We start from the raw sequence: 23885 nt of genomic DNA on the forward strand, positions 1-23885 counted from the left end.
TCACCCCGCTATGCGCGTCGACGTCGTGTCGATCTTTCCGGAATACTTCGCCCCGCTCGACCTGTCGCTGATCGGGCGGGCGCGGGCCAGCGGCGTACTCCAGCTTGCCGTGCACGACCTGCGAACCTGGACCCACGACGTGCACCGCACTGTCGACGACACTCCCTACGGCGGCGGGCCGGGCATGGTGATGCGTCCGGAGCCGTGGGGTGAGGCGCTGGACGCGCTCGCGCCGACCGAGGCCCCGCCACCCCGGTTGCTGGTGCCGTCGCCGGCCGGTGCCCCGTTCACCCAGGCCATGGCTCACGAGCTGGCCGCCGAGTCGCATCTGCTCTTCGCCTGCGGCCGGTACGAGGGCATCGACCAACGCGTTCTGGCGCACGCCGCCACCCGGATGCCGGTCACCGAGGTCTCGCTCGGTGACTACGTGCTCTTCGGCGGCGAGGTCGCGGTGCTGGTGATGCTGGAGGCGGTCACCCGGTTGCTGCCGGGGGTGCTGGGCAACGCGGGTTCGCTGGACGAGGAGTCGCACGCGCACGGGCTGCTGGAGGCACCGATCTACACCAAGCCGCCGAGCTGGCGTGGGCACGACGTGCCGGAGGTGCTCCGCTCCGGTGACCACGGCAGGATCGCCCGTTGGCGGCGCGAGGAGGGTCTGCTGCGCACCGCCGCCCGTCGCCCGGACCTGCTCGCCGCGCTGCCCGCCGATCGGCTCGACAAACGGGACATCGCGGCACTGGACCAGGCCGGATTTCAGCTGCCGCCGGGGGATGTGGCAAAGTAGGGGGGTTGCCGCATCCGTCCGCGCCCGCGGGCGGCTGCGAGGATCCCCGACCAGGGTCGGCCCGCCGACACCACCCGGGGATCAGAATCACCCACCCGCGCACCGAGTGACGGTGCGCCGTGAGCCTTACGAGGACGCAGCGATGAACATCCTGGACGCCCTTGACGCCCAGTCGAAGCGGACCGACCTTCCCGACTTCCGGGCCGGTGACACCGTCAAGGTGCACGCCCGCGTCGTCGAGGGCAACCGGTCCCGTGTCCAGATCTTCCAGGGCGTCGTGATCCGCCGCCAGGGTGACGGTCTGCGCGAGACCTTCTCGGTCCGCAAGGTCAGCTTCGGCGTCGGCGTCGAGCGGACCTACCCGATCAACGGCCCGGGCATCGACCGGATCGAGGTCGTGACCCGCGGCGCCGTGCGCCGCGCCAAGCTCTACTACCTGCGCGAGCTGCGCGGCAAGAAGGCCAAGATCAAGGAGAAGCGGGAGAAGCAGCCCAGCTGACTTCCCGCTCACCACGCCGCCCGAGCTGTGCGTATGCCGTACCGACCAGACCGCACTACCCTGGTCGTACGGGCGCAGCGCGGCGGCGGCCCCGCCCAAGCGGCGGGCAGTCGTCCACTACCGCCCGTGGAGCCTCGTCGAGGCTCCCGGGCGGTAGTGCTTCTGTGGACCGGGGAGTGGCGTGGTGCAGACGCTTGACGAGGACGGCACCGTCGATCCGTGGCGCCGGCGGGCTCGCCGTACCCGCCGCCAGATGCCCCTCTGGCAGGAGCTCCCGCTGCTGCTGGTGGTCGCGTTCTGCCTCGCGGTGCTGATCCGCACCTTCCTGCTCCAGGCGTTCTTCATCCCGTCCAGCTCGATGGAGGACACGCTCCTCATCGGGGACCGGGTGCTGGTCAACAAGGTCGTCTACGACGTCCGCGACCCGCAACGCGGTGAGGTGGTGGTCTTCCGGGGCACCGACCGCTGGGCGCCGCAGGTCGACGAACAGCCGGCGCCCGGCGTCGCCGGCAAGCTCACCCGCACCGTCGGTGACCTGGTCGGGGTGAGTCGCCCCGGCGAGAAGGACTTCATCAAGCGGGTGATCGGTCTCCCCGGCGACCGGGTCAAGTGCTGCGACAGCCAGGGTCGGGTGACCGTCAACGGCACGCCGCTCAACGAGCCGTACGTGCTGCGGGACTCCCCGCTGGACCTGCCGCCCAACCCGGCGGAGTGCCGCTCCCGGCGCTTCGACGAGGTCGTCGTACCGCCCGGTCAGATCTTCGTGATGGGTGACCACCGCGAGGTCTCGCAGGATGCACGCTGCCAGGGCCCGGTGCCGATCGACAACGTGGTCGGCCGGGCCTTCATCGTGGTCTGGCCCTCCTCGCGGTGGACCTCGCTGTCGGTGCCGTCGACGTTCGCCGACGTGTCCGCGCCGGCGACGGCGTCCCCCGGCGCACCCCCGGTGCAACCGACCCCGCAGGGCGGTGTGCTGCTGATACTCCCGTTGGTAGCCGCACTGCGTGGTTCCCGCGCGTTCCGGTCGGTGGCGTCCAGTTCGGCAACGTAGGCTCCTTGGCGTGATTGACGAGCAGACCGACAAGCCGCGCAGCTCCTTCTGGAAGGAGCTGCCGATCCTGCTGGGTGTGGCGATCCTGGTCGCGGTGCTGGTCCGCGCCTTCGTGCTGCAGACCTTCTTCATCCCGTCCCCGTCCATGGAGAACACTCTCAAGATCGACGACCGGGTGCTGGTCAACAAGCTGGTCTACGACTTCCGATCGCCGCACCGCGGCGAGGTGATCGTGTTCAAGGCTCCGACCGCCTGGAGCGGCAACCCCGACGGTGAGGACTTCATCAAGCGGGTGATCGGCGTCCCCGGTGACCACGTGGTCTGCTGCGACCCGCAGGAACGGCTGATGATCAACGGCAAGTCGTTGGACGAGCCGTACATCTTCTCGATGGACGGGATCCGCGACAAGCCCGCCGACCAGGAGTTCGACATCACCGTGCCGAAGGGCCGGCTGTGGGTGATGGGCGACCACCGCTCGGCTTCCGGCGACTCCCTGGAGCACTGGCAGCAGTCCGGGCAGAACATCACCGAGGCCACGATCCCCGAGGACGACGTCGTCGGTCGGGCGTTCACCGTCTTCTGGCCGGTGAGTCGGGCCACCTGGCTGACCGTGCCCGATCAGTTCGACGGCATTCCCAAGCCGTAGGCCGCCCGGGGCGTGGGCGATCCGCCGCCGGTCTGGCAGGCTGGGGCGGTGACCGTCTACACCCCTCGACGCGCCGCACGCGTGCTGCTCGTCGACGCGGCCGGCCGGGTCCTGCTGTTCGAGGGCTTCGACCCGGCCCGACCAGGGCACCGCTACTGGTTCACCCCCGGCGGTGGGCTCGACCCGGCGGAGTCCCCGGCAGCCGGCGCGGCACGGGAGCTGGCCGAGGAGACCGGGTTGCGGCTCGACCCGGCCGAGTTGGGCGAGCCGGTCTGGTGCGACACGACCGAGTTCACGTTCGACGGCACCTGGTACCGCCAGGAACAGGACTTCTTTCTTTTCCGGGTGCAGTCCTGGCAGGTGGACACCACGGGCTTCAACGACATCGAGCAGCGCAGCATCGCCGATCACCGCTGGTGGCTTCCCGCCGAGCTGGCGGTCAGCGGTGAGCGGTTCTATCCCCCCGAGCTGCCCGTCCTGCTGACCCGGCTGGGGCAGCCGACCGGCGCGGGCCAGGGCGAGGCGTCGTGCTGACCCCGCCGCGCACTGTCGTGCGCCGCGAGGCCGGCCTGTACGCCCTGGAACGAGCGCTCCAGCGGCGCGGCTTCCGGCACGTCGCCGGCGCGGACGAGGCGGGCCGGGGCGCGTGTGCCGGTCCGCTGGTTGCCGCCGCGGCGGTGCTGCCCGAGGGGCGGCGCGGCGAGATCGAGGGGCTGGCCGACTCGAAGCTGCTCACCCCGGCGAGCCGGGAACGGGTGTACGCGGAGGTGGTGGACAGGGCTTTGGCGTACGCCGTTGTGGTCATCCCCGCGGACGAGGTCGACGCCCGGGGGCTGCACGTGTGCAACCTGGCGGCGATGCGACGGGCGCTCGCCTCCCTCACCACCCGCCCGGAGTACGTGCTGACCGACGGCTTCGGCGTGGACGGGCTGGGCGTGCCCGGTCTGGCGGTGTGGAAGGGTGACCGGGTCGCGGCGTGTGTGGCGGCGGCCAGCGTGCTCGCCAAGGTCACCCGGGACCGGATCATGGTGGAGCTCGACGGGGTGTTCCCGGCGTACGGCTTCGCCGAGCACAAGGGTTACATCACCCCGGAGCACTCCGCTGCGCTGCGGGAGCACGGGCCGTGCCGGGAGCACCGGTTCTCGTACGTCAATGTCGCCGCGGTCTCCGGCCGCGACGGCCGGCCGCCGCGGGCCCGACGGCCCGGCGGCCACGCGCTGGAAGAGCCGATGGAGCGCTCCTGGGCGTCAGGGGGTACCGTCGGCGTGGCGTTGGGCGAGCAGCCTCGGCCTCCGGCGCCGGTGGGGGAAGATGTGGCCATGGAAGGCGGAGTGCGATGAGCGCGGAAGATCTCGAGAAGTACGAGACCGAGATGGAGCTGCAGCTCTACCGGGAGTACCGCGACATTGTCCGCCAATTCTCGTACGTGGTGGAGACGGAACGCCGGTTCTACCTGGCCAACCAGGTCGACCTGCACGTGCGCAACTCCGACGGCGAGGTCTACTTCGAGGTCGAGATGCACGACGCCTGGGTGTGGGACATGTACCGTCCTGCCCGCTTCGTGAAGAACGTCCGGGTGATGACCTTCAAGGACGTCAACGTCGAGGAGTTGGAGAAGCCCGACATCTCGCTGCCCGCCGACTCCGGCTTCGGCGGCTGACCGCACCCACGCCGGCCGGCCGCACCACGGGCCCCCCACCCGCGGTGTGACCCCCGCCGCCGATCACTCGGCCGGCACCACGACCTCGACCCGCTGCACAAGGTTGTTGGCGAAGCCGCCACGGTTCCACGGCTGCTCGACCGGCTGGGTGCGCCCCGACGCGTCGGTCGCCCGGGCACCGAGCACGTGCCGGCCCGGGGTGGCGGACCACTCGTAGCGCCACCGCCGCCAGGCGAAGTCGCCGCCGTCCGCCGGGTCCAGCTCGGCCGGCGCCCAGCTCTGCCCACCGTCGGTGGTGACCTCCACGGAGACCACCGGCGCGTGCCCCGACCAGGCCCGACCGTCCACCGTGCACGGCCCGGGCCGCAGCACCCGGCGGCGGGACATGAAATCGGGGAAGCCGGGCGGGCGGACCAGCGCGCGGGGTTCGATCCGGGTGACCGGAACGCCCGGGTCGTCGGCGTCGGTGCGAACCCGGTACGCGACGGCGTTCTGATAGCCCTCGAACGGCTCGGTGCGGATCTCGACCGACTGGAGCCACTTCACGTGCGCCATGCCGTACCAGCCGGGCACGATCAGCCGAAGCGGGGCGCCGTGCTGCGGGAGCAGGGGAGCGCCGTTCATCTCGTACGCCAGCAGCACCTCCTCGCGCAGCGCGTCGGCGACCGAAAGGGCCCGCTGGTAGTCCTGCTCGACCCCGCGCTCGACGCCGTGATCGGCACCGGTGAAGACCACGTCCACCGCGTCCGGCCCGAGGCCCGCCTCCCGCAGCAGCGGAGCGAGGGGGGTGCCGGTCCACTCGGCGTTGCCGACCGCCTCGACCAGCCAGGGCTGGCTGACCGGCCGGGGGTGCAGCAGGGCCCGCCCGTTGCCGGCGCACTCCAGGGTCACCTGCCGGGTGACCCGTGGTCGCTCACGCAGGTCGGCGAGGGTGACCGTCAGCGGGCGGTCCACCGCGCCGCCGATGGTCAGCGTGTGCGCCACCGGGTCGACGTCCGGGATGTCGTAGTGGATCAGCAGGTAGTGCAGCCCGGCCGGGGTGACGTCGTAGCGCAGCGCCTCCAACGGGATGCCGTGGTTGCGGGCGGCGAGCTGCAACTCCTCGGCGCTGATCGCCTCGTCCGGCTCCGCGAGCCGGGACGGGCCGCTCACGTCGGCCACCGTCGGCGTCCGGTCATCGACAGTGGTCATGCCTGGGCCTCCCCGGTCCAAACGGCGGCACCCGCCGTACGCGGACCAGCCTAGGCCCTCCCTGGCAGCACGAACACGGACCGGGGGACGGTGGGGTGAGGTCCGCGGGGGCGGAGAGGAACAACGCAGCATCACCAACCCCCGCGTGTAGCAGATCCTCGGCATCGCTGGGCGGTCGTCCACAGGACGTCCGGTTGTCCACAGGTCCGCAGGCCGGGCTGGCGGACGACCCGGCTCCGGCCGGAGGCTGCCGTCATGCGACCCCCATCCGTCCCGCGCATCGGCCCGGTCCGCCATGCCGGGCTGCTCCGCGCCGCGCTTGCCCTCGCGCTGATCGTCCAGCTCTGCGGGTTGGTCGCGGCGACGCCCCGCGAACCACCGACGCCGACCGTGCCGGTCGCGGCGGCCCTGCCGTCCGCCCCGGAGCCCGCCGGGCGGTTCCGCTGGCCGGTCGACGGACCGCCTCGTCCGGTACGCCGATTCGACCCGCCGCCCCGGCCGTGGCTGCCCGGTCACCGGGGCGTCGACCTGGCCGCGCCGGCCGGAACGGTGATCCGCAGCGCCGGTCCGGGCACCGTGCTCTTCGCCGGCCTGGTGGCCGGGCGACCGGTGATCACCGTGGGGCACTCCGACGGGCTGCGCACCACCCACGAGCCGGTCCGACCCGCCGTACGTCCCGGCCAGCAGGTCACCGCCGGCACGCCGCTGGGCGAGCTGCTGCCCGGACACCCGGGTTGCCCGGCCGCGGCGTGCCTGCACTGGGGCCTGCGCCGGGGCACGGACTATCTGGACCCGCTGGCACTGCTCGGCCTCGGCCCGGTGCGACTGCTGCCGGTCAATGGCGCCGGCCCCCCGCTGCCGGTCCATGGGGCCGCACGGAAGGTCAGCGCTGGGCGAGCAGCGCCGGCAGTCGCACGGCCAGCCGCTCGTACTCGTCGGCGGTGTTGTAGACCTGACCGGTGAGGCGCAACCACCCACGGCCGTTCCAGCTCATCACCGCCACCTCGGCGGCGAGCCGTTCGCCGATCCGCGCCTGCAACGCCCGCGCCTCGTCGATGGTGACGGCCATGCCGGCCGGCAACGGGATGAGGCGCAGAGACACCCCCGGCCTGCCGGGGTCGGGCAGTTGGGCGGGAGGCACCCCCAGCGCGTCCCCGACCACCCGCTGGCCGTACGCGGCGAGCGCGGCGTTGTGCGCCCGCACCCGGTCGACGCCGAGACTGCGCAGCGTGAACAGGCCCGCCGGAGCGGCCAGCCAGGACGTGTAGTCGAGGGTCGCCTGCCACTCGACCCGGGCCGGGAAACCAGACTCCTGTTCCCAGGACACCACCAGCGGCTCGATCCGGTCCCGCCACTGCGGTGCCACCGCCAGCAGGGCGGTCCCGCGCGGGGCGTACGCCCACTTGTGCAGGTTGCCCACCCAGAAGTCGGCGCCGATGCTGGCCACCGTCGTGGCCAGCATCCCCGGGGCGTGTGCGGCGTCAACCAGGACCGGTACGCCGTGCTCGCGGGCCACCCCGACGATCGCGGCGGCCGGGAAGAGCCTGGCCGTGGCCGAGGTGAGCTGGTCGACGACGAGCACCCGGGTCCGCCCGGGGCGCAGGCCGGCGCGGATGATCTGCACGAGCTGCTCGTCGCTCGCGGCCAGCGGGATCGGCAGCACCCGGCTGACCGCTCCGGTGCGACGGCACTCGCGCTGGATGGCCAGGCTCACCGCCCCGTACCCGTGGTCGGTGCTGAGCACCTCGTCGCCGGGTTGCAGGCCCAGCGACTGGAGCACGACGGCGACGCCGGTCGTGGTGTTGCCCACCAGGGCGCTGCCGTCGGGGTCGGCGCCCAGGAACCCGGCGAGGTGCCGGCGGGTGTGCGCGATCCGATCGACCAGGCCCTGGGTGAAGAAGCGCAGCGGGTTGGCTTCCATCTCGTCACGCAGCCGCTGCTGGGCTCGCTGCACCCCGATCGGGACCGCGCCGAACGAGCCGTGGTTGAGGTGGCTGACCGCCGGGTCCAGGGAGAAGAGCAGGCGGGCGCCCGGAATGGGTTCAGGGGGCTGCGGGACGCTCACTTGATGATCGTAACCGCCGGGGCCCCCGCCCTCCGGCCCTTGATCAGGCGCGTGGGTGGGCCTGACGGTAGGCGGCACGCAGCCGCTCCACCGAGACGTGCGTGTAGATCTGTGTGCTGGCCAACGACGCGTGGCCGAGCAGCTCCTGCACGGCCCGCAGGTCCGCGCCGCCCTCCAGGAGGTGGGTGGCCGCCGAGTGGCGCAGACCGTGCGGGCTCGTCCGGGGCAGGCCGACGGCCTCGGCGTACGCACCGACGATCTGACGCGCCGTCGTCGGGTTGAGCCGGCCACCCCTGGCACCCAACAACAGCGCGTCCCCGGAGCGGGCACTCACCAACGCCGGACGACCCCGGCGCAGCCAGTCGTCCAACGTCCTCTGCGCGGGCACCCCGTACGGCACTGCGCGCTCCCGTCCGCCCTTGCCGAACACCCGGATCACCCGCCGGCCGTGGTCGACGTCCCCGACGTCCAACCCGCACGCCTCGCTGACCCGTACACCGGTGGCGTAGAGCAGCTCCAGCAGCACCCGGTCACGCAGCGGCACGGCCTCGGTCTCAGCCGTCTGCGCTGCGCCCGGTGTCGGCCCGGTGGGTGGGTCGGTGGGGGCTGGCCTTACGGGCGCCGGCCGCACCGGAGGGTCGGTGGGAGCTCGACCCACGGGCGGTGCCTGCCGGGCCGGCGCCTCGACCAGTGCGGCGGCCTGGTCGACGCGTAGAACGCTGGGCAGCTCGCGGTGCGCACGCGGACTCGCCAGCGCCGCACCGACGTCGGCGGAGAGCAGCCCGGCGCGGTGGGCCCACGCGCTGAACGCCCGTGCCGACGCGGCCCGGCGGGCCAGTGAGGTGCGGGCCGCACCGGTGGTGCGTTGCTTCGCCAGCCAGCTGCGCAGCACCGACAGGTCCAGCTCGGCCAGGTCGACGCAGCCCATCCGGACGGCGTGGTCGAGCAGCGAGACGAGATCGGTGACATACGCGCGGACGGTGTGCGCCGACCGGTTACGCACCCGGGACAGGTGCTCGGCGAAGTCGTCGACGGCCTCACGCAGCTCGGGCGGTAGTGCCTGGTGCATCGCCCGGGTGCCCCGGTCCGGCCGGCTCATCGTGGCCGCGCCGGCTCGCGGAGCGGTCCATCGGCCCCGGCACCTTCACTGGCAGCTGGCACGGCACCAGCCTACGGCCGAGCGACGAGGGTCACCGGCCCCCACGGTGCCGGTGTTCGTCGGGCCTCGACTATCGCCGGTTGGACCTTTTGATCACCACCACCAGGCCGGCAATGAGCACGGCGGACGTGAAGAGACAGCACAGCACGGTGATGTGCCACGGCTTGACAGCACCCATGACCGGGCACCGTACCGGTAGGAGCGACAGCACGACGCCCCGCGTTGGCGCCCTCAGGTCGACCCGGACGTCGTCGCCGCCGTCGTGCGCTTCGGTCGGGAGGGCGGGATGAGGGCGTAACCACCGTCGCGACGGACCACCATGGACAACTCCTCCAGGAGAGACAGCTTGCGCAACGCGGTCCGTACGTCGACACCCGCGCGGGCGGCGAGGCGGTCCACGCCCATCGCCCCTCGCCGCGGCAGCGCCTCCAGCAGTGACCGCGCGTCGTCGTCGAGCGCGTCGGCGGGCCGCTGCGGGCCGCGCGTCAACGGAGCCAGGTCCGCGCCGATCCGGCCCACCTCCTCAAGGACGTGCGCCAACCCGGTGACCAGCCGAGCCTTGGGGAACTCGCGGAGGAAGTCGTGCGCGCCGACGGACATTGCCGAGGTCACCGGCCCAGGCACCACCATGGCCACCCGGTTGGTGTAGATGGCTCGCCGCGCGGTCTGCGTCGCGCCACTGCGTGCCGACGCCTCCACCAGGACGGTGCCCCGGGTGCCTGCGGCGATCACCCGGTTGCGGATCAGAAACCGGGGCCGCAGCGGTTCGGCGCCGGGCGGCCACTCGCTGACCAGCAACCCGGTGTCGGCGACCCGGTCGAAGAGTGCCGCGTTGCCCATCGGGTACGGCCGGTCCAGACCGCAGGCGAGCACCGCGACGGTCAGGCCGCCCGCGTTGAGGGCACCCCGGTGGGCGGCGGCGTCGATGCCGAACGCGCCACCGGACACGACCGTCCAGTCCCGCTCGGCAAGCCCATAACCCAGCTCGGTCGCGACGTGCTGCCCGTAGCCGGTGGCCGCCCGCGCCCCGACCACGGCCACCGAACGATCCAGGGCCTCGCCCAACGGCCAGCTCCCGCGTACCCAGAAGCAGAGCGGCGGTGCGGTCTCCACGTCCACCCGGCGGGTGACGTCCGGCAGATGCAGGTTGGCGAGGACAGCCACCTGGGCCGGCCACTCCTCGTCGTCCGGCGTGACCAGGCGTGCTCCGAGCCGGTCCGCGCGCTCCAGCGCCTCAGCCGCCACCGCCCGGGCGTCGCCGGCCGCCGTCCGGGCGGCCACCGTGCTGTGCAGCCAACCGTCCGGGCTGCCGCCGTCGAGCAGCAGGTCCAGGGTCGCCGCCGGGCCGTGCCGGTCAACCAGTCGGTGCACCGCACGGGTGCCCGGCTCGGCCAGCCAGGTCAGCGCGACCCGGGCCAGCCGCTGTTCGTCGTCGGCGCTCATGTCGCTTCTCCCGTCCGGAGTTGGATCGCTTCCCGCACGTCGTCCAGGTCCGGCCGATCCCGGCCGTCCAGGTCAGCGATGGTCCAGGCCATGCGAATGACCCGGTCGAAGCCGCGCGCCGACAGCGAGCCGGAGTCGAGCCGGCCCCGCAGTTCGGCGGTGACCCGAGCGGGCAACCGCCACGGCGGTCGACGCAGGTGCGGGCCGTCCACCTCGGCGTTCATGCGCCGGCCGAGACCGGCCCAGCGGGTGGCCGCCGCCTGCCGGGCCGTTGCCACCCGGGCGGCGACCGTGGCCGACGGCTCGGTGTCGCCGTCGGGTGCCAGCAACTCCGCCGCCCGCACCGGCATCAGCCGAACCTGTACGTCGATCCGGTCGAGCAACGGCCCGGAGAGCCGGCCCAGGTAGCGGCGGCGGACCAGCGCTGTGCACTCGCAGTGCGCATCGCCGGACGGCTTCGCACACGGGCACGGATTGGCGGCAAGCACCAGTTGGGTCCGGGCCGGGTACACGGTGCCGCCCCCGCTGCGACTCAGCTGGATGCGACCGTTTTCCAGTGGTTGGCGCAGGGCCTCCAACGCGCCCTTGCTGAACTCGGGGGCCTCGTCCAGGAACAGCACCCCGCGGTGCGCCAACGACACCGCGCCGGGCCGGGCCAGCCCCGAGCCTCCACCGACCAGCGACGGCACGGTCGCGGTGTGGTGCGGCGCCTGGAACGGCGGGCGACGCAGCAACCGGCCACCCGGCGGCAGCAGCCCGGCAATCGAGTGCAGCGCCGTGACCTCCAGCGCCGCGTCGTCGTCCAGCTCGGGCAGGATCGACGGCAGTCGTTCGGCCAGCATCGTCTTGCCGGCACCCGGAGGGCCGAGCAGGGCCACGTGATGCCCGCCGGCGGCGGCGACCTCCAATGCGCGTCGACCCAACTGCTGCCCGGCGACATCAGCGAGATCCGGTCCGTCGGCCAGCGGTGCCGGGACGGCCGTCGGAGGCTCGATCAGCGGAGTGCCGTCGCGAACGAAGGCGACCAGCCGGTGCAGGTTGTCCACCGCTCGCACCCGTACCCCCGGGATGACCGCGGCCTCGGCGGCGTTGCCGACCGGCACGATCACCCGCCCGACGCCGGCCTGGGCCGCGGCGGCGACCATCGGGAGCACGCCGCGCACCGGTCGGACCGTCCCGTCGAGCCCCAACTCGCCGAGGACCACGACCCCCTCCAGGGGAAGCAGCGGCAGTTCACCCGAGCCGCCCAGTAGCGCCGCGGCGATGGCGAGATCGAAGGCCGAGCCGAACTTCGGCAGCGTGGCGGGCAGCAGGTTGAGGGTGATCCGCCGGTTGGGCCAGCGTTGGCCGGAGTTGACCACGGCGGCGCGGACGCGGTCGCGGGCCTCGTGCAGGGCGGTGTCCGGTAGCCCGGAGATCACCACCGCCGGCAGGCCGGCGGCCAGGTCGGCCTCCACCTCGACCAGGTGACCGGTCACCCCGACCAGACCCACACAGAGCACCTTGGCGTAGCTCATGGCGCCCTCACCGATCCTTGAGAGCGGGCATGTCAGAACGCGCCCTTGAGGTGGTCGACCTGCGCCGGGCCGGCGTCGGGCAGCCGCACCGACAGCACGTCGAAACGCACCTCCTCGGCGATCGTGCCGGTCTCGGTCAGCCAACGGGCGGCGAGCCCCCGCAGCCGGCGCGCCTTGGCCGGCACGACCGCCTCGGCCGGGGTGCCGAAGTCGTCGCCCCGGCGGGTCTTCACCTCGCAGAAGGCGAGCACCGGCCCGTCCCAGGCGATGATGTCGATCTCCCCGGCCGCGCAGCGCCAGTTTCGGGCGATCGGGCGCAGCCCTGCCTCGGTCAGGTGCCGGGCGGCACACCGCTCGCCGTACGCGCCGACCGCCTGGTTCCGCTTCGTCATGGCCGGCACGGTGCTCGCCGGAAGGAGCGTTTCGCGACCCCGGTTACGGCCCAGCTGTGGACGACGGGTGTCCTGTGGACAACCGGACGATCATGCCCGGATGTGCTACGGCGACATCCTGGACAGGTTGCGCCTGCGGTGTTGCTGAGCTGGGGCCAGATGGCGCGCCGGCTGCCGGTCGCATACGGTGCCTGACGTGGACGGACGACGGAGCTTTCCGGAAGATCAGGAGTCGCGCTGGTACCCCGATGAGCGGGGTCGCGGTTACGGCGAGTCGGAGTGGCGGGGCGCGGGCGAATCGCGGTACCGGGACACCGAGGTTCCCGAGCAGCGCGGCCCCGACGAGGGCCGCTCCGTCGAGGACACCGGCGTCGGCCGCCGCCGGGAGTCGGACTCCGGTCGCTTCGGCGCCGTCGATGCGAGCGGCCGCTTCGGTACGCCTGAGTCGGATTCGGGTCGGCTGAGCGCGGTGGACGCGGGCCGCTTCGGTACGCCTGAGTCGGACTCGGGTCGGCTCAGCGCCGTGGATGCCGGCCGCTTCGGCGCGCCCGAACCGGACTCGGGTCGATTCGGTGTCGTGGATGCCCAGCCTGGCCGGTTCGGCGCGAGTGAGCCCGAATCGGGACGGTTCCGCGCGGTCGACCCGCTGGGTGACGTACGGCCGGAAGCGGACGGTTACCGGGCGACCCGCTCGCGGAGGGCTGACCGGGATCCGTCGGAGGTCTCCGGTGAACTGCCCGGTCGACGGGCCGCCCGGGAGTCGACCGGGCTTGGTTCCCCGCTGACCACCGGCCTGCCGGAGGCCACCCGCGACGCCCTGCCGGCGTCCGACACGTCCGCTGCTGTGCTCGCCGACCAGGTGCGTCCCGCCCCGCTGGCTGGCTACCCGATCATCGAGCCGAGTCGGGGCGGCGACACGCCACACCCGCTGGAGATGCCGACCGGGCCGATGCCGGGGATCGGCCCCCGCCCGGACCTGCCCGCGACGGAGCCGTCGACGTACCCCCCGGTGGCTGACGGCGTCTACCGGACCCGCCGGCCGGTGCTGGCCGTACTCTTCGCGCTGCTGGTGTTGATCTTCGAGATCCCGGCGCTGCGGGTGCTGCTGGCGGGCGTGACCGGCGACCCGGTGGACGCCGGGAACGTGGTGGTGGGTATCGCCCTGGTCGCCGGGCTGCCGATCTTCGCGACCGGGCTCTACGGGCTCCGGACCGGCGGTCTGGCGCTCTCCGACGGTGGTCGGGGGTGGCTCCGCCCGCCCACGGCCTACCTGACCGTCGGACTGGTGCTCTTCCTCGCCGCCGCGCTCGCTGCCGGCTGACCCGTCGAGCGCCGCCCGCCCGCCCACCCTGCCTACCGCGTCTTGATCGACTCGGTTTTCACGAAGTCGCGGTGTCCGGGTCAGCCCGAAGCCGCGGTTTTCAGGAAACCGAGTCGATCATCGCCGAGCGCGTGTTTGGTCACCACGGGGCGGCGCGCCCGCCGTGCTGGCCACGCACTTCGCACCCCGGGGCGGCTGAACGGGCGAGGGGCGTACACTGGCCAACTGGCGACCGCCTCGTGCGGTCGACCTCGCGCGCCCTCTTCACGAATCGTCGTGGAGCGACGGCCTCCCTGGTCCCGATCTTGATCGGGTCCACCATGGGTCGGCGACCAGGCGCCAGGACGCCCGGCCACCGGCCGGGCGTGACAACCAGGGATCTTGAGGAGTACCCCAACCATGGCCGTCGTGACCATGCGCCAGCTGCTGGAGAGCGGTGTCCACTTCGGGCACCAGACCCGGCGCTGGAACCCGAAGATGAAGCGCTTCATCATGACCGAGCGCAACGGCATCTACATCATCGACCTGCGCCAGACCCTCGAGTACATCGAGAAGGCGTACGAGTTCGTGCGTGGGACCGTCGCCGAGGGTGGCAGCATCCTGTTCGTCGGCACCAAGAAGCAGGCCCAGGAGGCGATTGCCGAGCAGGCGACCCGGGTCGGCCAGCCGTACGTCAACCACCGCTGGCTCGGTGGCATGCTGACCAACTTCCAGACGGTGTACAAGCGGCTCCAGCGCATGAAGGAGCTGGAGGGTCTGGGTGACCTCAGCGGCACCGCCGCCGGTTACACCAAGAAGGAGACCCTGCAGCTCTCCCGCGAGAAGATCAAGCTGACCCGCACCCTCGGTGGTCTGCGGGACATGCAGAAGCTTCCCGCCGCGGTGTGGATCGTCGACACCAAGAAGGAGCACATCGCCGTCGACGAGGCCCGCAAGCTGGGCATCCCGGTGATCGCGGTGCTGGACACCAACTGTGACCCGGACGAGGTCGACTTCCCGATCCCGGGCAACGACGACGCGATCCGCTCGGCCGAGCTGCTGACCAAGGTCGTTGCCGCCGCCGTCGCGGATGGTCTGATCGCGCGTTCCGGCCGTCGCCGGGGCAACGACGAGAAGCCCGAGGGTGTCGCGAGCGACGAGCCGCTGACCGAGTGGGAGCGCGAGCTGCTGGAGCCGAAGAAGGCCGACGAGTCGGCCGCCCCGGCCGAGCAGCCCGCCGCTGCCGCCGCCGAGCAGCCCGCCGCCACCCCGGAGCAGCCGGCGCAGGCCGCCACCGAGCAGCCGGCGGCCGCGACCGCGGAGTGATCGCACCGTCGCTGCCCACCGTCCGTTTTCGCGAACGGTGGGCAGCGACGGTACGCCGGGCACGATCCGCCCGGATCCGGGTAACCGTCACCTCTGACCATCCACACGCCGTCTCAACACCGAAGAGAGAGCCATGTCCCAAATCACCGCCGCGGACGTCAAGAAGCTCCGCGACCTCACCGGCGCCGGCATGATGGACAGCAAGAAGGCGCTGACCGAGGCCGAGGGCGACTTCGACAAGGCCATCGAGATCCTGCGCGTCAAGGGCGCCAAGGACGTCGGCAAGCGGGCCGGTCGTACGGCCGCCAACGGCCTGGTCGCCCACTCCGGCAAGGCGCTGCTCGAGCTCAACTGCGAGACCGACTTCGTCGCGAAGACCGAGTCGTTCATCGCGCTGGCCCAGCAGCTGGTCGAGCACGGCGAGCGCGTCGGCGTGAACACCGCCGAGGAGCTGCTCGCCACCGAGCTCGACGGCAAGGTCGTCGCGGACCTGATCCAGGAGCAGTCGGCCAAGATCGGCGAGAAGCTGGTGCTCAACCGGTTCGCCCGGGTCGAGGGCACCACCGCCGTCTACCTGCACCGCAAGGCCCAGGACCTGCCGCCGGCCGTTGGTGTGCTGGTGTCGTACACCGGTAAGACCGACGAGGCGGGTGACGCCGACGCCCGTGGTGTGGCCATGCAGATCGCCGCGATGCGGCCGAAGTACCTGACCCGGGACGAGGTTCCGGCTGAGGTCGTCGAGTCCGAGCGGCGCATCGCCGAGCAGACCGCCCGCGAGGAGAACAAGCCCGAGGCGGCCCTGCCGAAGATCATCGAGGGTCGGGTGAACTCGTTCTTCAAGGACTTCGTCCTGGTCGAGCAGTCGTCCGTCGCTGACAACAAGAAGTCGGTGAAGCAGATGCTGGCCGAGGCTGGCATCGAGGTCACCCGCTTCGTGCGGTTCGAGGTCGGCCAGGCCTGAGCCGTCACCGGGCGCCGTGGGCGCCCGTGGGCAGAAGACGTCGACGAGGAGGCCGCCGGTGTACGTGACAGGCACCGCGGCCTCCTTGTCACATAGGGTCGGCAGCGGCAGGTTCGCGGTACGCGCCGCACGGGGCGTGCGCGTGGGGAAGGGCGGGGCGGATGACGCAGGTTGTGAGTGACCGGACGCTGGCGGTGGACGATCCGACGGCACCGCCGCCGGGACGCGCCCGCCGGGTGGTGCTGAAGCTCTCCGGTGAGGTGTTCGGCGGCGGCGCGATCGGCGTCGACCCGGACGTCGTCCAGGCCATCGCCCGGCAGATCGCCACCGTGGTCCGTCGCGGCGTGCAGGTCTCCGTGGTGGTCGGCGGCGGCAACTTCTTCCGCGGCGCGGAGCTGCAGAAGCGCGGGATGGACCGGGCCCGCGCCGACTACATGGGCATGCTCGGCACCGTGATGAACTGCCTCGCGTTGCAGGACTTCCTGGAGAAGGAAGGCATCGAGACGCGGGTGCAGAGCGCCATCACGATGGCTCAGGTCGCCGAGCCGTACATCCCCCTGCGGGCGATCCGGCACCTGGAGAAGGGGCGTGTGGTCATCTTCGGCGCTGGCGCCGGGATGCCGTACTTCTCCACCGACACGGTGGCCGCCCAGCGGGCTCTGGAGATCCGGGCCGACGTGGTGCTGATGAGCAAGAACGGCGTGGACGGCGTCTACACCGCCGACCCGCGGATCGATCCCACCGCCAGCAAGCTCGACTCGATCACCTTCTCCGAGGCGCTGCGCCGCAACCTGCGGGTGGCCGACGCGGCGGCGTTCAGCCTCTGCATGGAGAACGGCCTGCCGATGCTGGTCTTCGGCGCGCAGGGTGACGACACCATCATCCGCGCGGTGGGTGGCGACAAGATCGGCACCCTGATCACCGCCTGAGCCCCGCCGACGGCGATGGCGGCGGCGGTCCTGACGACTTTCAGCAGAGCCCACCACGAGCACAGAAGGAGGCGAGGAGACCGGTGATCGACGACACCCTCCTCGAGGCCGAGGAAAAGATGGAGCGTGCGGTTGAGCACGCCAAGGAGGAGTTCGGCGCCATCCGTACCGGTCGCGCCAACGCCGCCATGTTCTCCAAGGTCATCATCGACTACTACGGCACGCCCACGCCGCTGACCCAGATGGCGTCCATCGCGGTTCCCGAGCCGCGGATGGCCATCATCAAGCCGTACGACAACTCGCAGATCAATGCGATGGAGAAGGCGATCCGCGACTCGGACCTCGGGGTGAACCCGAACAACGAGGGCAACCAGTTGCGCATCCTGCTCCCGCAGATGACCGAGGAGCGCCGCCGCGACATGATCAAGGTGGCCCGGCACAAGGGCGAGGAGGCCAAGGTGGCGATCCGCAACGTCCGCCGCCGTGGCAAGGAAGAGCTGGACCGCATCGTCAAGGACGGTGAGGCAGGCGAGGACGACGGTCGCCGCGCCGAGAAGGAACTCGACGACCTGACCCAGCGCTACGTCGCCAGCATCGACGACCTGGTGAAGCACAAGGAAACCGAGCTGCTCGAGGTGTGACCGTCCGCCCGTCGTTCGGGTGAGATGGCGCCGAGGCCCGACCCCCGCCGGGGGCCGGGCCTCGTGTCGTACGTCAGCAGGGGATCCCAACGTTTCCGGCTCAGTCCCGGATCGTGCAGGAGACGAGTCGGATCGGTGGCTGCTTCTCTGCGTACCGGACGGGTGGTATCGCTCGGCGACGGCCCGCCGGCCAGGGGCGATGCCGGTCGCCCTGCCTCGTCCGCCGTGCCGATCCGGCGGGTGCAGTAGGCTCGGCAGGATTCCCGGCCACCGGGCGGTGAACACCGGGAATCGACCGACCGTCGGGGCGGTCAATCGGAGGAACATCGCGCGTGTAGGGGATGCTTGTGGTCTTGCGTCATGTGGTGGTTCTCGCGCCCCGTCGCGGTGCGTGATGTCCCACCCCGACCCCTACGGCAGCGAGCCTCGCGGCTGGGACCGCCCCGAGCGCCCAGTGGCACTGCCCTGGCCCGAGCAGGACCTGGACGCCGGCCAGTGGAGCCGCCGTCCCACGGCCGGCCCTGAGCTGTACGCCGACCCGCACACCCGGCCGTACGCGGACCCGAACCCGTACGACGAGCGCGGCCGGACCGTACGCCCGGACGACGCCTCGACCCGCCACGGTGACCCGGAGCGGCACGACGAGCCTGGCCGGTACGACGAGCCCGGCCGTTACGACGGCCCGCCGTTCGACGGACCGGTCCGCTACGACGACGACGCCGGTTACCCGACCGCGCAGCTCGCGCCCATCGGGGCCGAGATCGCTCCGGACCCGGAGCCGGTGACCGAGCCGGAGCCACCGTCCGGTCGGCGCACGAAGGGCCGACGCCGGGCCAGTGTCGATCGACCGGCCACCCAGCAGTTGGGCACCGGTCGGGCCGGCCGCAACCTCCCGGCGGCGATCGGCGTGGGGCTCGGCCTCGGCGCGTTGATCGTGGTGCCGCTGGTGTTCTACCCGCTGGCGTTCCTGGCGGTGCTCGCCGGTGCGGTCGCCATCGGCATGTGGGAGATGGCCCGGGCGGTCCGGCGCAGCGGCGCGCACCCGCCGTTGGTGCCGTTGATCGCCGGTGGCGTGCTGACCGTGGGCCTGGCCTGGTTCGCCGGCCCGGACGCGCTCAGCCTGGGGCTGCTGGTCACCGTGCTGGGCACCATGATCTGGCGGCTGGGTGACGGGCCGGCCGGCTTCCAGCGGGATCTCACCGCCGCCACCCTGATCGCGGTCTACGTGCCGTTCCTCGCCGGGTTCGCGGCGTTGCTGGCGGCGGCTCCCGACGACGGCCCGCTGCGAATCCTGGCCACGCTGATCGCGGTGGTCCTCTCCGACACCGGCGGGTACGCGGCCGGCGTCTCCTTCGGGCGACACCCGATGGCCCCGTCGATCAGCCCGAAGAAGTCCTGGGAGGGCTTCGCCGGCTCGGTCACGGCGGCGGCCCTCGGCAGTGCGCTGCTGTTGTGGCTGATGTTCGAGGTGGCACCCTGGTGGGGTGCGGTGTTCGGGGTGGCCGTCTCCTGCGCGGCGGTCCTCGGCGACCTGGCCGAGTCGATGATCAAGCGGGATCTCGGCGTCAAGGACATGAGCAACCTGCTGCCTGGCCATGGCGGTCTGATGGACCGGCTGGACTCGATCCTGTTCGCGGTGCCGACGGCCTACCTGCTGCTGGCCATCTTCGTGCCGGTGGTGAACTGAGGCATGATCACGGCGTTCCGGTCATCTGGCTGCGGCGGTCGCCGCTCGTTCGACACCTCCGGACCGGCACCTGCCGCCGACGGCGTGACACACTAGACCAGCCATGACGAGCCTGCCGTTGATCCCCGCCATCTCGGACGCCCCCGCCGCGCGCCGAGCCTCCATGCCGCCGAAGCACCTCGCCGACCTGGACCTGGCCGGCCGCCAGGCGCTGGTCACCGAGTTGGGTGAGCCCGCGTTCCGCGCCAAGCAGGTCTCGAACCACTACTTCGGGCGGCTGGTCCGCGACCCGCAGGCCATGACCGACCTGCCCGCGGCGACCCGGGAGCGGCTGTCCGAGCAGCTCATGCCCACCCTGCTCACCCCGGTGCGCGAGCTGGCGTGTGACGACGGCGCGACCCGTAAGGCGCTCTGGCGGCTGCACGACGGCGCTCTGGTGGAGAGCGTGCTGATGGGTTATCCGGACCGGGTGACCGTCTGCATCTCCAGCCAGGCGGGCTGCGGGATGGCCTGCCCGTTCTGCGCGACCGGCCAGGCCGGGCTGACCCGCAACCTGTCCACCGCCGAGATCGTCGACCAGGCCGTCTACATGGCCGGCGTCGCGGCCTCCGGCGCGGTGGTCGGCTCCCCGCCGCGGCTGTCGCGTGTCGTGTTCATGGGCATGGGTGAGCCGTTGGCCAACTACAACCGGGTGATCGGGGCGATCCGTCGACTGGTCAGCCCTGCTCCGGAGGGGCTCGGCCTGTCCCAGCGGCACATCACCGTTTCCACGGTCGGCCTGGTTCCGGCCATCCGCCGACTGGCCAGCGAAGACCTCTCAGTGACCCTTGCGCTGTCGTTGCACGCGCCCGATGATGATCTGCGCGACGAACTCGTGCCGGTGAACCAGCGCTGGAAGGTAGCCGAGGTGCTGGACGCAGCGTGGGACTACGCCGCCCGGACGGGCCGTCGCGTGTCGATCGAGTACGCGATGATCAAGGACGTGAACGACCAGCCGTGGCGAGCCGACCTCCTCGGGCGGCTGCTGGCCGGCAAGTTGACCCACGTGAACCTCATTCCACTCAATCCGACGCCGGGCAGCCGCTGGGACGCGAGCCCGAAGCCGGTTGAGCGGGAGTTCGTCCGGCGGTTGCGCGATGCCGGGGTGTCCACCACCGTACGGGACACCCGAGGTCGCGAGATCGACGGCGCGTGTGGTCAGCTCGCCGCCGCCGAGGACAACGACACCTTCACCGACCGCGCCGGAGAGGCACCGGCGTGACCGGGCGTGGCGAACGAGACCAGGAGACATAGTGGCGAGTCAGGGTCAGCGTTTCCGGCGCAAGGCGCTCCGCCGGGGATACAAGGTCGACGAGGTGGATGCCTTCCTCGACCGGGTCGAGGCGACACTCGACGGCCGACAGGTCGGCGCCCCGGTGGCCTCCCAGGAGGTCCACGACGTCGTTTTCCGGGTCCGGTTCAACGGCTACGACGAGTGGCAGGTCGACCTGCACCTGGACCGGGTGGAGCGGCAGTTGGCCGAGCTGGAGGAGCGCAACAGCGCCGGGCGCGGTGGCGATCCCCGAATGGGTGACCGGATGGGCCCATCGGACCGGATGGGGCCGCCGATGCGCGATGAGCGGGGCATGGTTCCGCAGCCGATGCCACCCCGTCCGATGCCCGCGCAGGCCGGCCCGCCCGTCGACCGCTACGGCCGCTACGACGAGCCGACCGGTGCCTTCGCCGGTGGGTACGACGGCCCCCGCGGCGGTTACGATGCGCCGCGCGGCCCGGCCGGCCCTGGCCCGATGGGTCCCGGTGGCCCGATGGGCCCCGGCCCGATGGGTGGCCACGGCGTTCCGCCGCGCGGCCTCCCCGCGGGCCCCTCGGGTTACGGCCCGGACGACCAGCGCTCACCGGGTGGGTACGGCCCGGACGACCAGCGCTCACCGGGTGGGTACGGCCCGGACGACCAGCGCTCGCCCGGCGGCTATCCGCCGGAGGAGCCGCGCTTCGACGGCTTCGAGGCCGGGCGACACGGTCGGGCCGACATGACCGCCGAGATCCGGATGCCGGAGCGGGACCTGCGCGACATGCGTCGGGGCCCGGCCGGTCCACCGCAGCTACCTCAGCAGGGCATCGGTGGCCCGCCGATGGGCGGCCCGCCCGCCGTGGCCGGTCCCCCGATGGGCGGCCCGCCGATGGGTGGTCCGCCGATGGCCGGCCCGCCCGGCAGCGATCTGTACCGGGTCGACCAGATCCGCCGCAGCTTCCAGGTACGCCGGTTCGGCAGCGGTTACGACCCGGACCAGGTGGACCGGTTCTTCGAGACCCTGCTCGGCGGTATGCAGCGCCGCAACCCGATGCCGGTCGACCCGAAGGACCTGGACACGCTCCGGTTCGGGCTGGTGCCCGGCGGTTACTTCGAGGCTGAGGTGGACGCCGCGCTCAAGGACGTGCAGGACATTCTCTTCGGGCGCTGACCCCGACGCGTACGGACGAGGGCCCGTCCCCCGGGTGGGGGCGGGCCCTCGGCGTCGTCGGCCGGTCGTCCGGCGGTCGGTCGGGTCAGGAGCGCAGACCGTTGCGCCGAAGCACGATGTCGCCGATCACGATGATCAGCAGCAGCGCGGCCAGGCCGATCAGCCAGAGGTCCTCGACCCTGCCCTCGTGGTTGCCGCAGATCATCGCCAGCAGCGCCAGTGCGGACAGCACGGCGCCGATCTGCCCGGCCTTGCGGTGCCCGGGCTTGTGCTGGTCTGGCGACGTTACCGGCTCGCTTCCTGCCACTGTCGGTCCTTCCCTCGCGATCGGATCTTTGGTTAGTCTGGCACGCCTCCTGCTCGGCGCGGCGGGGTGGGGGTTTCCCGGCCGTCAGGCACTGCCCACCAGGGGCCGAACGGCACTACCGGCGTCGCGGGGCGGTGGTCAGACTCCCTCCGGTAGCGTTTGGCGTACACCTGATTGTCTGTTTGAGGGGGACTGTGCGGTGCGAGTGACCGGAACCGGGCACGCCAGCATGCGGATCGACACGGCCGCGGGCAGCATTCTGTGCGACCCGTGGGTCAATCCGGCCTACTTCGCCTCGTGGTTCCCGTTCCCGGACAATTCCCTGCTCGACTGGGAGACTCTGGGCCAGGTCGACTACCTGTACGTGTCCCACCTGCACCGGGACCACTTCGACGCCAAGCACCTGCGGGACTTCATCTCCAAGGACGCCACGGTCCTGCTCCCCGAGTTCCCCACCTCGGAGATGGAGGACGAGTTTCGGGCGCTGGGCTTCACCAAGTTCCTGAGGGCGCCCAACGAGCAGGTCGTGGAGCTGCCCGGCGGCCTCAAGATCATGATCCAGGCGCTGACCAGCCCGACCGACGGACCGATCGGCGACTCGTCGCTCTGGGTCGAGTACGACGGGGTGCGGCTGCTCAACCAGAACGACGCCCGCCCCACCGACCTGAGCGTCTTCGCCGAGCTGGGGCACGTGCACGCGCATCTGCTCCAGTTCTCCGGCGCGATCTGGTACCCGATGGTCTACGAGCTGCCGCAGGCGGCGAAGACCGCGTTCGGCAAGCAGAAGCGCGACCGGCAGTTCGACCGGACGTGGCGCTACATCGACGACCTGAAGGCCGACCACGTCTTCCCGATCGCCGGCCCGCCGTGCTTCCTCGACGACGCGCTGTGGCAGTTCAACGACATCCACGGCGACGAAGGCAACATCTTCCCCGACCAGTCGGTCTTCCTGTCGGAGTACGCGAAGGTCGGCGGCACCAACGGGATCGTGCTCCTGCCGGGAAGCGTCGCCGAGGTCACCACCGAGGGCGCGAGCACCACCCACCCGGTGCCGGTGGAGGAGTTCTTCGCGAACAAGGTCGCCCACCTGGAGGAGATGCGGGAGCGCAAGCGCCCTGTCATCGAGGCCGAGAAGGCGTCCTGGCGGCACCCCGAGGTGGACGTCCTCGGCGAGATGAAGCGCCGCATCGAGCCGCTGCTCGACGAGTCGATCTACCTCGCCAAGGGTGTGGGTGGCCCGGTCCGCTTCGACCTGGTCGGCTACGACGGCGAGAGTGTCGAGTCGATCGTGGTGGACTTCCCGGGCAAGGAGGTCCGACCGTACGCCGACGAGAAGGTCCGCTACCGGTTCCGGACCGAGCGGTCGCTGATCGAGCATCTGCTCTTCATCGACGAGGTGGACTGGGTCAACTCGCTCTTCCTGTCCTGCCGCTTCTCGGCGGCCCGGATCGGCCAGTACAACGAGTTCGTCTACGCGTTCTTCAAGTGCCTCTCCGAGGAGCGTCTCCAGTACGCCGAGGGCTGGTACGACGAGCACGAGCGCAGCACCGACGCCGAGGACATCACCCTGGGCGACTGGGTGGTGCAGCGGCGCTGCCCGCACCTGAAGGCGGACCTGACCCGGTTCGGCATCGTCGACGGTGATCAGCTCACCTGCCAGCTGCACGGCTGGCGTTTCGACCTGCCCAGCGGCCGTTGCCTAACGAGCGTCGGCCACAAGGTGAGAGCTCACCGGGTGGACGCAGAGACTCCCGCCCCCGCTGGCGAGGCGGTGATCTGACCAGCCACGTTGATCATGAAGTTATTGCCCCGACACGCCGCGGCGGCAGGCGATAACTTCATGATCAACGTGCGTCTGGGGTAGG

At 71.7% G+C, this 23885-nt stretch carries 24 protein-coding genes; 17 read left to right on the plus strand and 7 right to left on the minus strand.

From position 1 onward, the window contains the following. Positions 1-10: 10 nt before the first annotated feature. The 7 genes from trmD (at position 11) to HNR22_RS25985 (ending at position 4640) form a co-directional block, all read left to right on the plus strand. Positions 11-784: a tRNA (guanosine(37)-N1)-methyltransferase TrmD gene (gene trmD / locus HNR22_RS25955; protein WP_179782542.1), complete on the plus strand. Its 774-nt coding sequence runs from the start codon at positions 11-13 to the stop codon at positions 782-784. A gap of 142 nt (positions 785-926) precedes the next feature. After that, positions 927-1283 carry a 50S ribosomal protein L19 gene (gene rplS, locus HNR22_RS25960; RefSeq protein WP_179782543.1) on the plus strand — a complete coding sequence of 119 codons (357 nt, stop codon included), beginning with the start codon at positions 927-929 and terminating at the stop codon, positions 1281-1283. A 181-nt stretch (positions 1284-1464) separates the two neighbouring features. Next, entirely contained in the window at positions 1465-2334 is an 870-nt protein-coding gene (gene lepB, locus HNR22_RS25965; RefSeq protein ID WP_179782544.1) for a signal peptidase I, read from the plus strand. A 10-nt stretch (positions 2335-2344) separates the two neighbouring features. Continuing rightward, on the plus strand, positions 2345-2980 hold the full coding sequence (gene lepB, locus HNR22_RS25970) for a signal peptidase I (RefSeq protein ID WP_179782545.1): 636 nt from the start codon (positions 2345-2347) through the stop codon (positions 2978-2980). A 48-nt stretch (positions 2981-3028) separates the two neighbouring features. Continuing rightward, positions 3029-3514 (plus strand): NUDIX domain-containing protein, encoded by a 486-nt coding sequence (locus tag HNR22_RS25975; protein ID WP_179782546.1) that lies wholly within the window; start codon positions 3029-3031, stop codon positions 3512-3514. Next, positions 3508-4320: a ribonuclease HII gene (locus HNR22_RS25980; protein ID WP_088946626.1), complete on the plus strand. Its 813-nt coding sequence runs from the start codon at positions 3508-3510 to the stop codon at positions 4318-4320. Before HNR22_RS25975 ends, HNR22_RS25980 begins: the two co-directional genes overlap by 7 nt. Next, entirely contained in the window at positions 4317-4640 is a 324-nt protein-coding gene (locus tag HNR22_RS25985; protein ID WP_007075222.1) for a DUF2469 domain-containing protein, read from the plus strand. The genes HNR22_RS25980 and HNR22_RS25985 overlap by 4 nt, the downstream gene beginning before the upstream one ends. A 63-nt stretch (positions 4641-4703) precedes the next feature. Here the strand turns inward: HNR22_RS25985 and HNR22_RS25990 are convergent, their stop codons facing one another. After that, a complete protein-coding gene (locus tag HNR22_RS25990; protein WP_179782547.1) occupies positions 4704-5831 on the minus strand; it encodes a sulfite oxidase in 1128 nt (375 codons plus the stop codon). 255 nt (positions 5832-6086) lie between these two features. Here HNR22_RS25990 and HNR22_RS25995 point away from each other — a divergent pair, with 255 nt between their 5' ends. Further along, entirely contained in the window at positions 6087-6794 is a 708-nt protein-coding gene (locus HNR22_RS25995) for a peptidoglycan DD-metalloendopeptidase family protein (protein ID WP_179782548.1), read from the plus strand. On the opposite strand, the gene HNR22_RS26000 is transcribed toward HNR22_RS25995, so the two are convergent. The 5 genes from HNR22_RS26000 to HNR22_RS26020 form a co-directional block, all read right to left on the minus strand. Beyond that, the gene (locus HNR22_RS26000) at positions 6715-7896 is read right to left on the minus strand and encodes an aminotransferase class V-fold PLP-dependent enzyme (protein ID WP_179782549.1); all 1182 of its coding nucleotides are present in this window, start codon (positions 7894-7896) and stop codon (positions 6715-6717) included. The genes HNR22_RS25995 and HNR22_RS26000 overlap by 80 nt on opposite strands. Before the next feature lie 43 nt (positions 7897-7939). Beyond that, positions 7940-8995 carry a tyrosine recombinase XerC gene (locus HNR22_RS26005; RefSeq protein WP_179782550.1) on the minus strand — a complete coding sequence of 352 codons (1056 nt, stop codon included), beginning with the start codon at positions 8993-8995 and terminating at the stop codon, positions 7940-7942. Between the two features lie 291 nt (positions 8996-9286). Next, the gene (locus HNR22_RS26010) at positions 9287-10498 is read right to left on the minus strand and encodes a DNA-processing protein DprA (RefSeq protein ID WP_179782551.1); all 1212 of its coding nucleotides are present in this window, start codon (positions 10496-10498) and stop codon (positions 9287-9289) included. Continuing rightward, a complete protein-coding gene (locus HNR22_RS26015) occupies positions 10495-12015 on the minus strand; it encodes a YifB family Mg chelatase-like AAA ATPase (RefSeq protein WP_179782552.1) in 1521 nt (506 codons plus the stop codon). Before HNR22_RS26015 ends, HNR22_RS26010 begins: the two co-directional genes overlap by 4 nt. A 32-nt stretch (positions 12016-12047) precedes the next feature. Further along, a complete protein-coding gene (locus HNR22_RS26020) occupies positions 12048-12407 on the minus strand; it encodes a YraN family protein (protein WP_179782553.1) in 360 nt (119 codons plus the stop codon). A 196-nt stretch (positions 12408-12603) separates the two neighbouring features. Between HNR22_RS26020 and HNR22_RS26025 the strand changes: the two genes are divergently transcribed. The 8 genes from HNR22_RS26025 to HNR22_RS26060 all read left to right on the plus strand — a co-directional run bounded on the left by HNR22_RS26025 (position 12604) and on the right by HNR22_RS26060 (position 21713). Then, positions 12604-13728: a hypothetical protein gene (locus HNR22_RS26025; protein ID WP_218906708.1), complete on the plus strand. Its 1125-nt coding sequence runs from the start codon at positions 12604-12606 to the stop codon at positions 13726-13728. A gap of 399 nt (positions 13729-14127) precedes the next feature. Continuing rightward, a complete protein-coding gene (gene rpsB, locus HNR22_RS26030; protein ID WP_179782555.1) occupies positions 14128-15033 on the plus strand; it encodes a 30S ribosomal protein S2 in 906 nt (301 codons plus the stop codon). Between the two features lie 133 nt (positions 15034-15166). Next, on the plus strand, positions 15167-15994 hold the full coding sequence (gene tsf / locus HNR22_RS26035) for a translation elongation factor Ts (protein WP_179782556.1): 828 nt from the start codon (positions 15167-15169) through the stop codon (positions 15992-15994). A 161-nt stretch (positions 15995-16155) separates the two neighbouring features. Then, positions 16156-16923: a UMP kinase gene (pyrH, locus tag HNR22_RS26040; protein WP_088946657.1), complete on the plus strand. Its 768-nt coding sequence runs from the start codon at positions 16156-16158 to the stop codon at positions 16921-16923. Between the two features lie 83 nt (positions 16924-17006). After that, positions 17007-17564 carry a ribosome recycling factor gene (gene frr, locus HNR22_RS26045; protein ID WP_088946658.1) on the plus strand — a complete coding sequence of 186 codons (558 nt, stop codon included), beginning with the start codon at positions 17007-17009 and terminating at the stop codon, positions 17562-17564. A gap of 394 nt (positions 17565-17958) precedes the next feature. Continuing rightward, positions 17959-19251: a phosphatidate cytidylyltransferase gene (locus HNR22_RS26050; RefSeq protein WP_179782557.1), complete on the plus strand. Its 1293-nt coding sequence runs from the start codon at positions 17959-17961 to the stop codon at positions 19249-19251. A 103-nt stretch (positions 19252-19354) separates the two neighbouring features. Then, on the plus strand, positions 19355-20512 hold the full coding sequence (rlmN, locus tag HNR22_RS26055; RefSeq protein WP_179782558.1) for a dual-specificity RNA methyltransferase RlmN: 1158 nt from the start codon (positions 19355-19357) through the stop codon (positions 20510-20512). A 31-nt stretch (positions 20513-20543) separates the two neighbouring features. Then, a complete protein-coding gene (locus HNR22_RS26060; RefSeq protein ID WP_179782559.1) occupies positions 20544-21713 on the plus strand; it encodes a DivIVA domain-containing protein in 1170 nt (389 codons plus the stop codon). 85 nt (positions 21714-21798) lie between these two features. On the opposite strand, the gene HNR22_RS26065 is transcribed toward HNR22_RS26060, so the two are convergent. Next, positions 21799-22020 (minus strand): DUF2631 domain-containing protein, encoded by a 222-nt coding sequence (locus HNR22_RS26065; protein WP_088946662.1) that lies wholly within the window; start codon positions 22018-22020, stop codon positions 21799-21801. A 199-nt stretch (positions 22021-22219) separates the two neighbouring features. On the opposite strand from HNR22_RS26065, the gene HNR22_RS26070 reads away from it, so the two are divergent. Beyond that, complete coding sequence (locus tag HNR22_RS26070; RefSeq protein ID WP_179782560.1) at positions 22220-23800, plus strand: Rieske 2Fe-2S domain-containing protein; 1581 nt, start codon at positions 22220-22222, stop codon at positions 23798-23800. Positions 23801-23885 lie beyond the last annotated feature (85 nt).

It is taken from the genome of Micromonospora jinlongensis (genome assembly GCF_013410645.1).
In the GTDB taxonomy this organism is placed as follows: Bacteria; Actinomycetota; Actinomycetes; order Mycobacteriales; family Micromonosporaceae; genus Micromonospora; species Micromonospora zamorensis.

What these genes read in the sequence shown, in the direction of transcription:
- HNR22_RS26050 (WP_179782557.1), top strand. Translation starts at nt 17,959, where the DNA reads ATGTCCCACCCCGACCCCTACGGCAGCGAGCCTCGCGGCTGGGACCGC.
- tsf (WP_179782556.1), top strand. Translation starts at nt 15,167, where the DNA reads ATGTCCCAAATCACCGCCGCGGACGTCAAGAAGCTCCGCGACCTCACC.
- rplS (WP_179782543.1), top strand. Translation starts at nt 927, where the DNA reads ATGAACATCCTGGACGCCCTTGACGCCCAGTCGAAGCGGACCGACCTT.
- HNR22_RS26015 (WP_179782552.1), bottom strand. Translation starts at nt 12,015, where the DNA reads ATGAGCTACGCCAAGGTGCTCTGTGTGGGTCTGGTCGGGGTGACCGGT.
- HNR22_RS25995 (WP_179782548.1), top strand. Translation starts at nt 6,087, where the DNA reads ATGCGACCCCCATCCGTCCCGCGCATCGGCCCGGTCCGCCATGCCGGG.
- trmD (WP_179782542.1), top strand. Translation starts at nt 11, where the DNA reads ATGCGCGTCGACGTCGTGTCGATCTTTCCGGAATACTTCGCCCCGCTC.
- rlmN (WP_179782558.1), top strand. Translation starts at nt 19,355, where the DNA reads ATGACGAGCCTGCCGTTGATCCCCGCCATCTCGGACGCCCCCGCCGCG.
- HNR22_RS26010 (WP_179782551.1), bottom strand. Translation starts at nt 10,498, where the DNA reads ATGAGCGCCGACGACGAACAGCGGCTGGCCCGGGTCGCGCTGACCTGG.
- HNR22_RS26020 (WP_179782553.1), bottom strand. Translation starts at nt 12,407, where the DNA reads ATGACGAAGCGGAACCAGGCGGTCGGCGCGTACGGCGAGCGGTGTGCC.
- rpsB (WP_179782555.1), top strand. Translation starts at nt 14,128, where the DNA reads ATGGCCGTCGTGACCATGCGCCAGCTGCTGGAGAGCGGTGTCCACTTC.
- HNR22_RS25985 (WP_007075222.1), top strand. Translation starts at nt 4,317, where the DNA reads ATGAGCGCGGAAGATCTCGAGAAGTACGAGACCGAGATGGAGCTGCAG.
- HNR22_RS26005 (WP_179782550.1), bottom strand. Translation starts at nt 8,995, where the DNA reads ATGAGCCGGCCGGACCGGGGCACCCGGGCGATGCACCAGGCACTACCG.
- pyrH (WP_088946657.1), top strand. Translation starts at nt 16,156, where the DNA reads ATGACGCAGGTTGTGAGTGACCGGACGCTGGCGGTGGACGATCCGACG.
- HNR22_RS25990 (WP_179782547.1), bottom strand. Translation starts at nt 5,831, where the DNA reads ATGACCACTGTCGATGACCGGACGCCGACGGTGGCCGACGTGAGCGGC.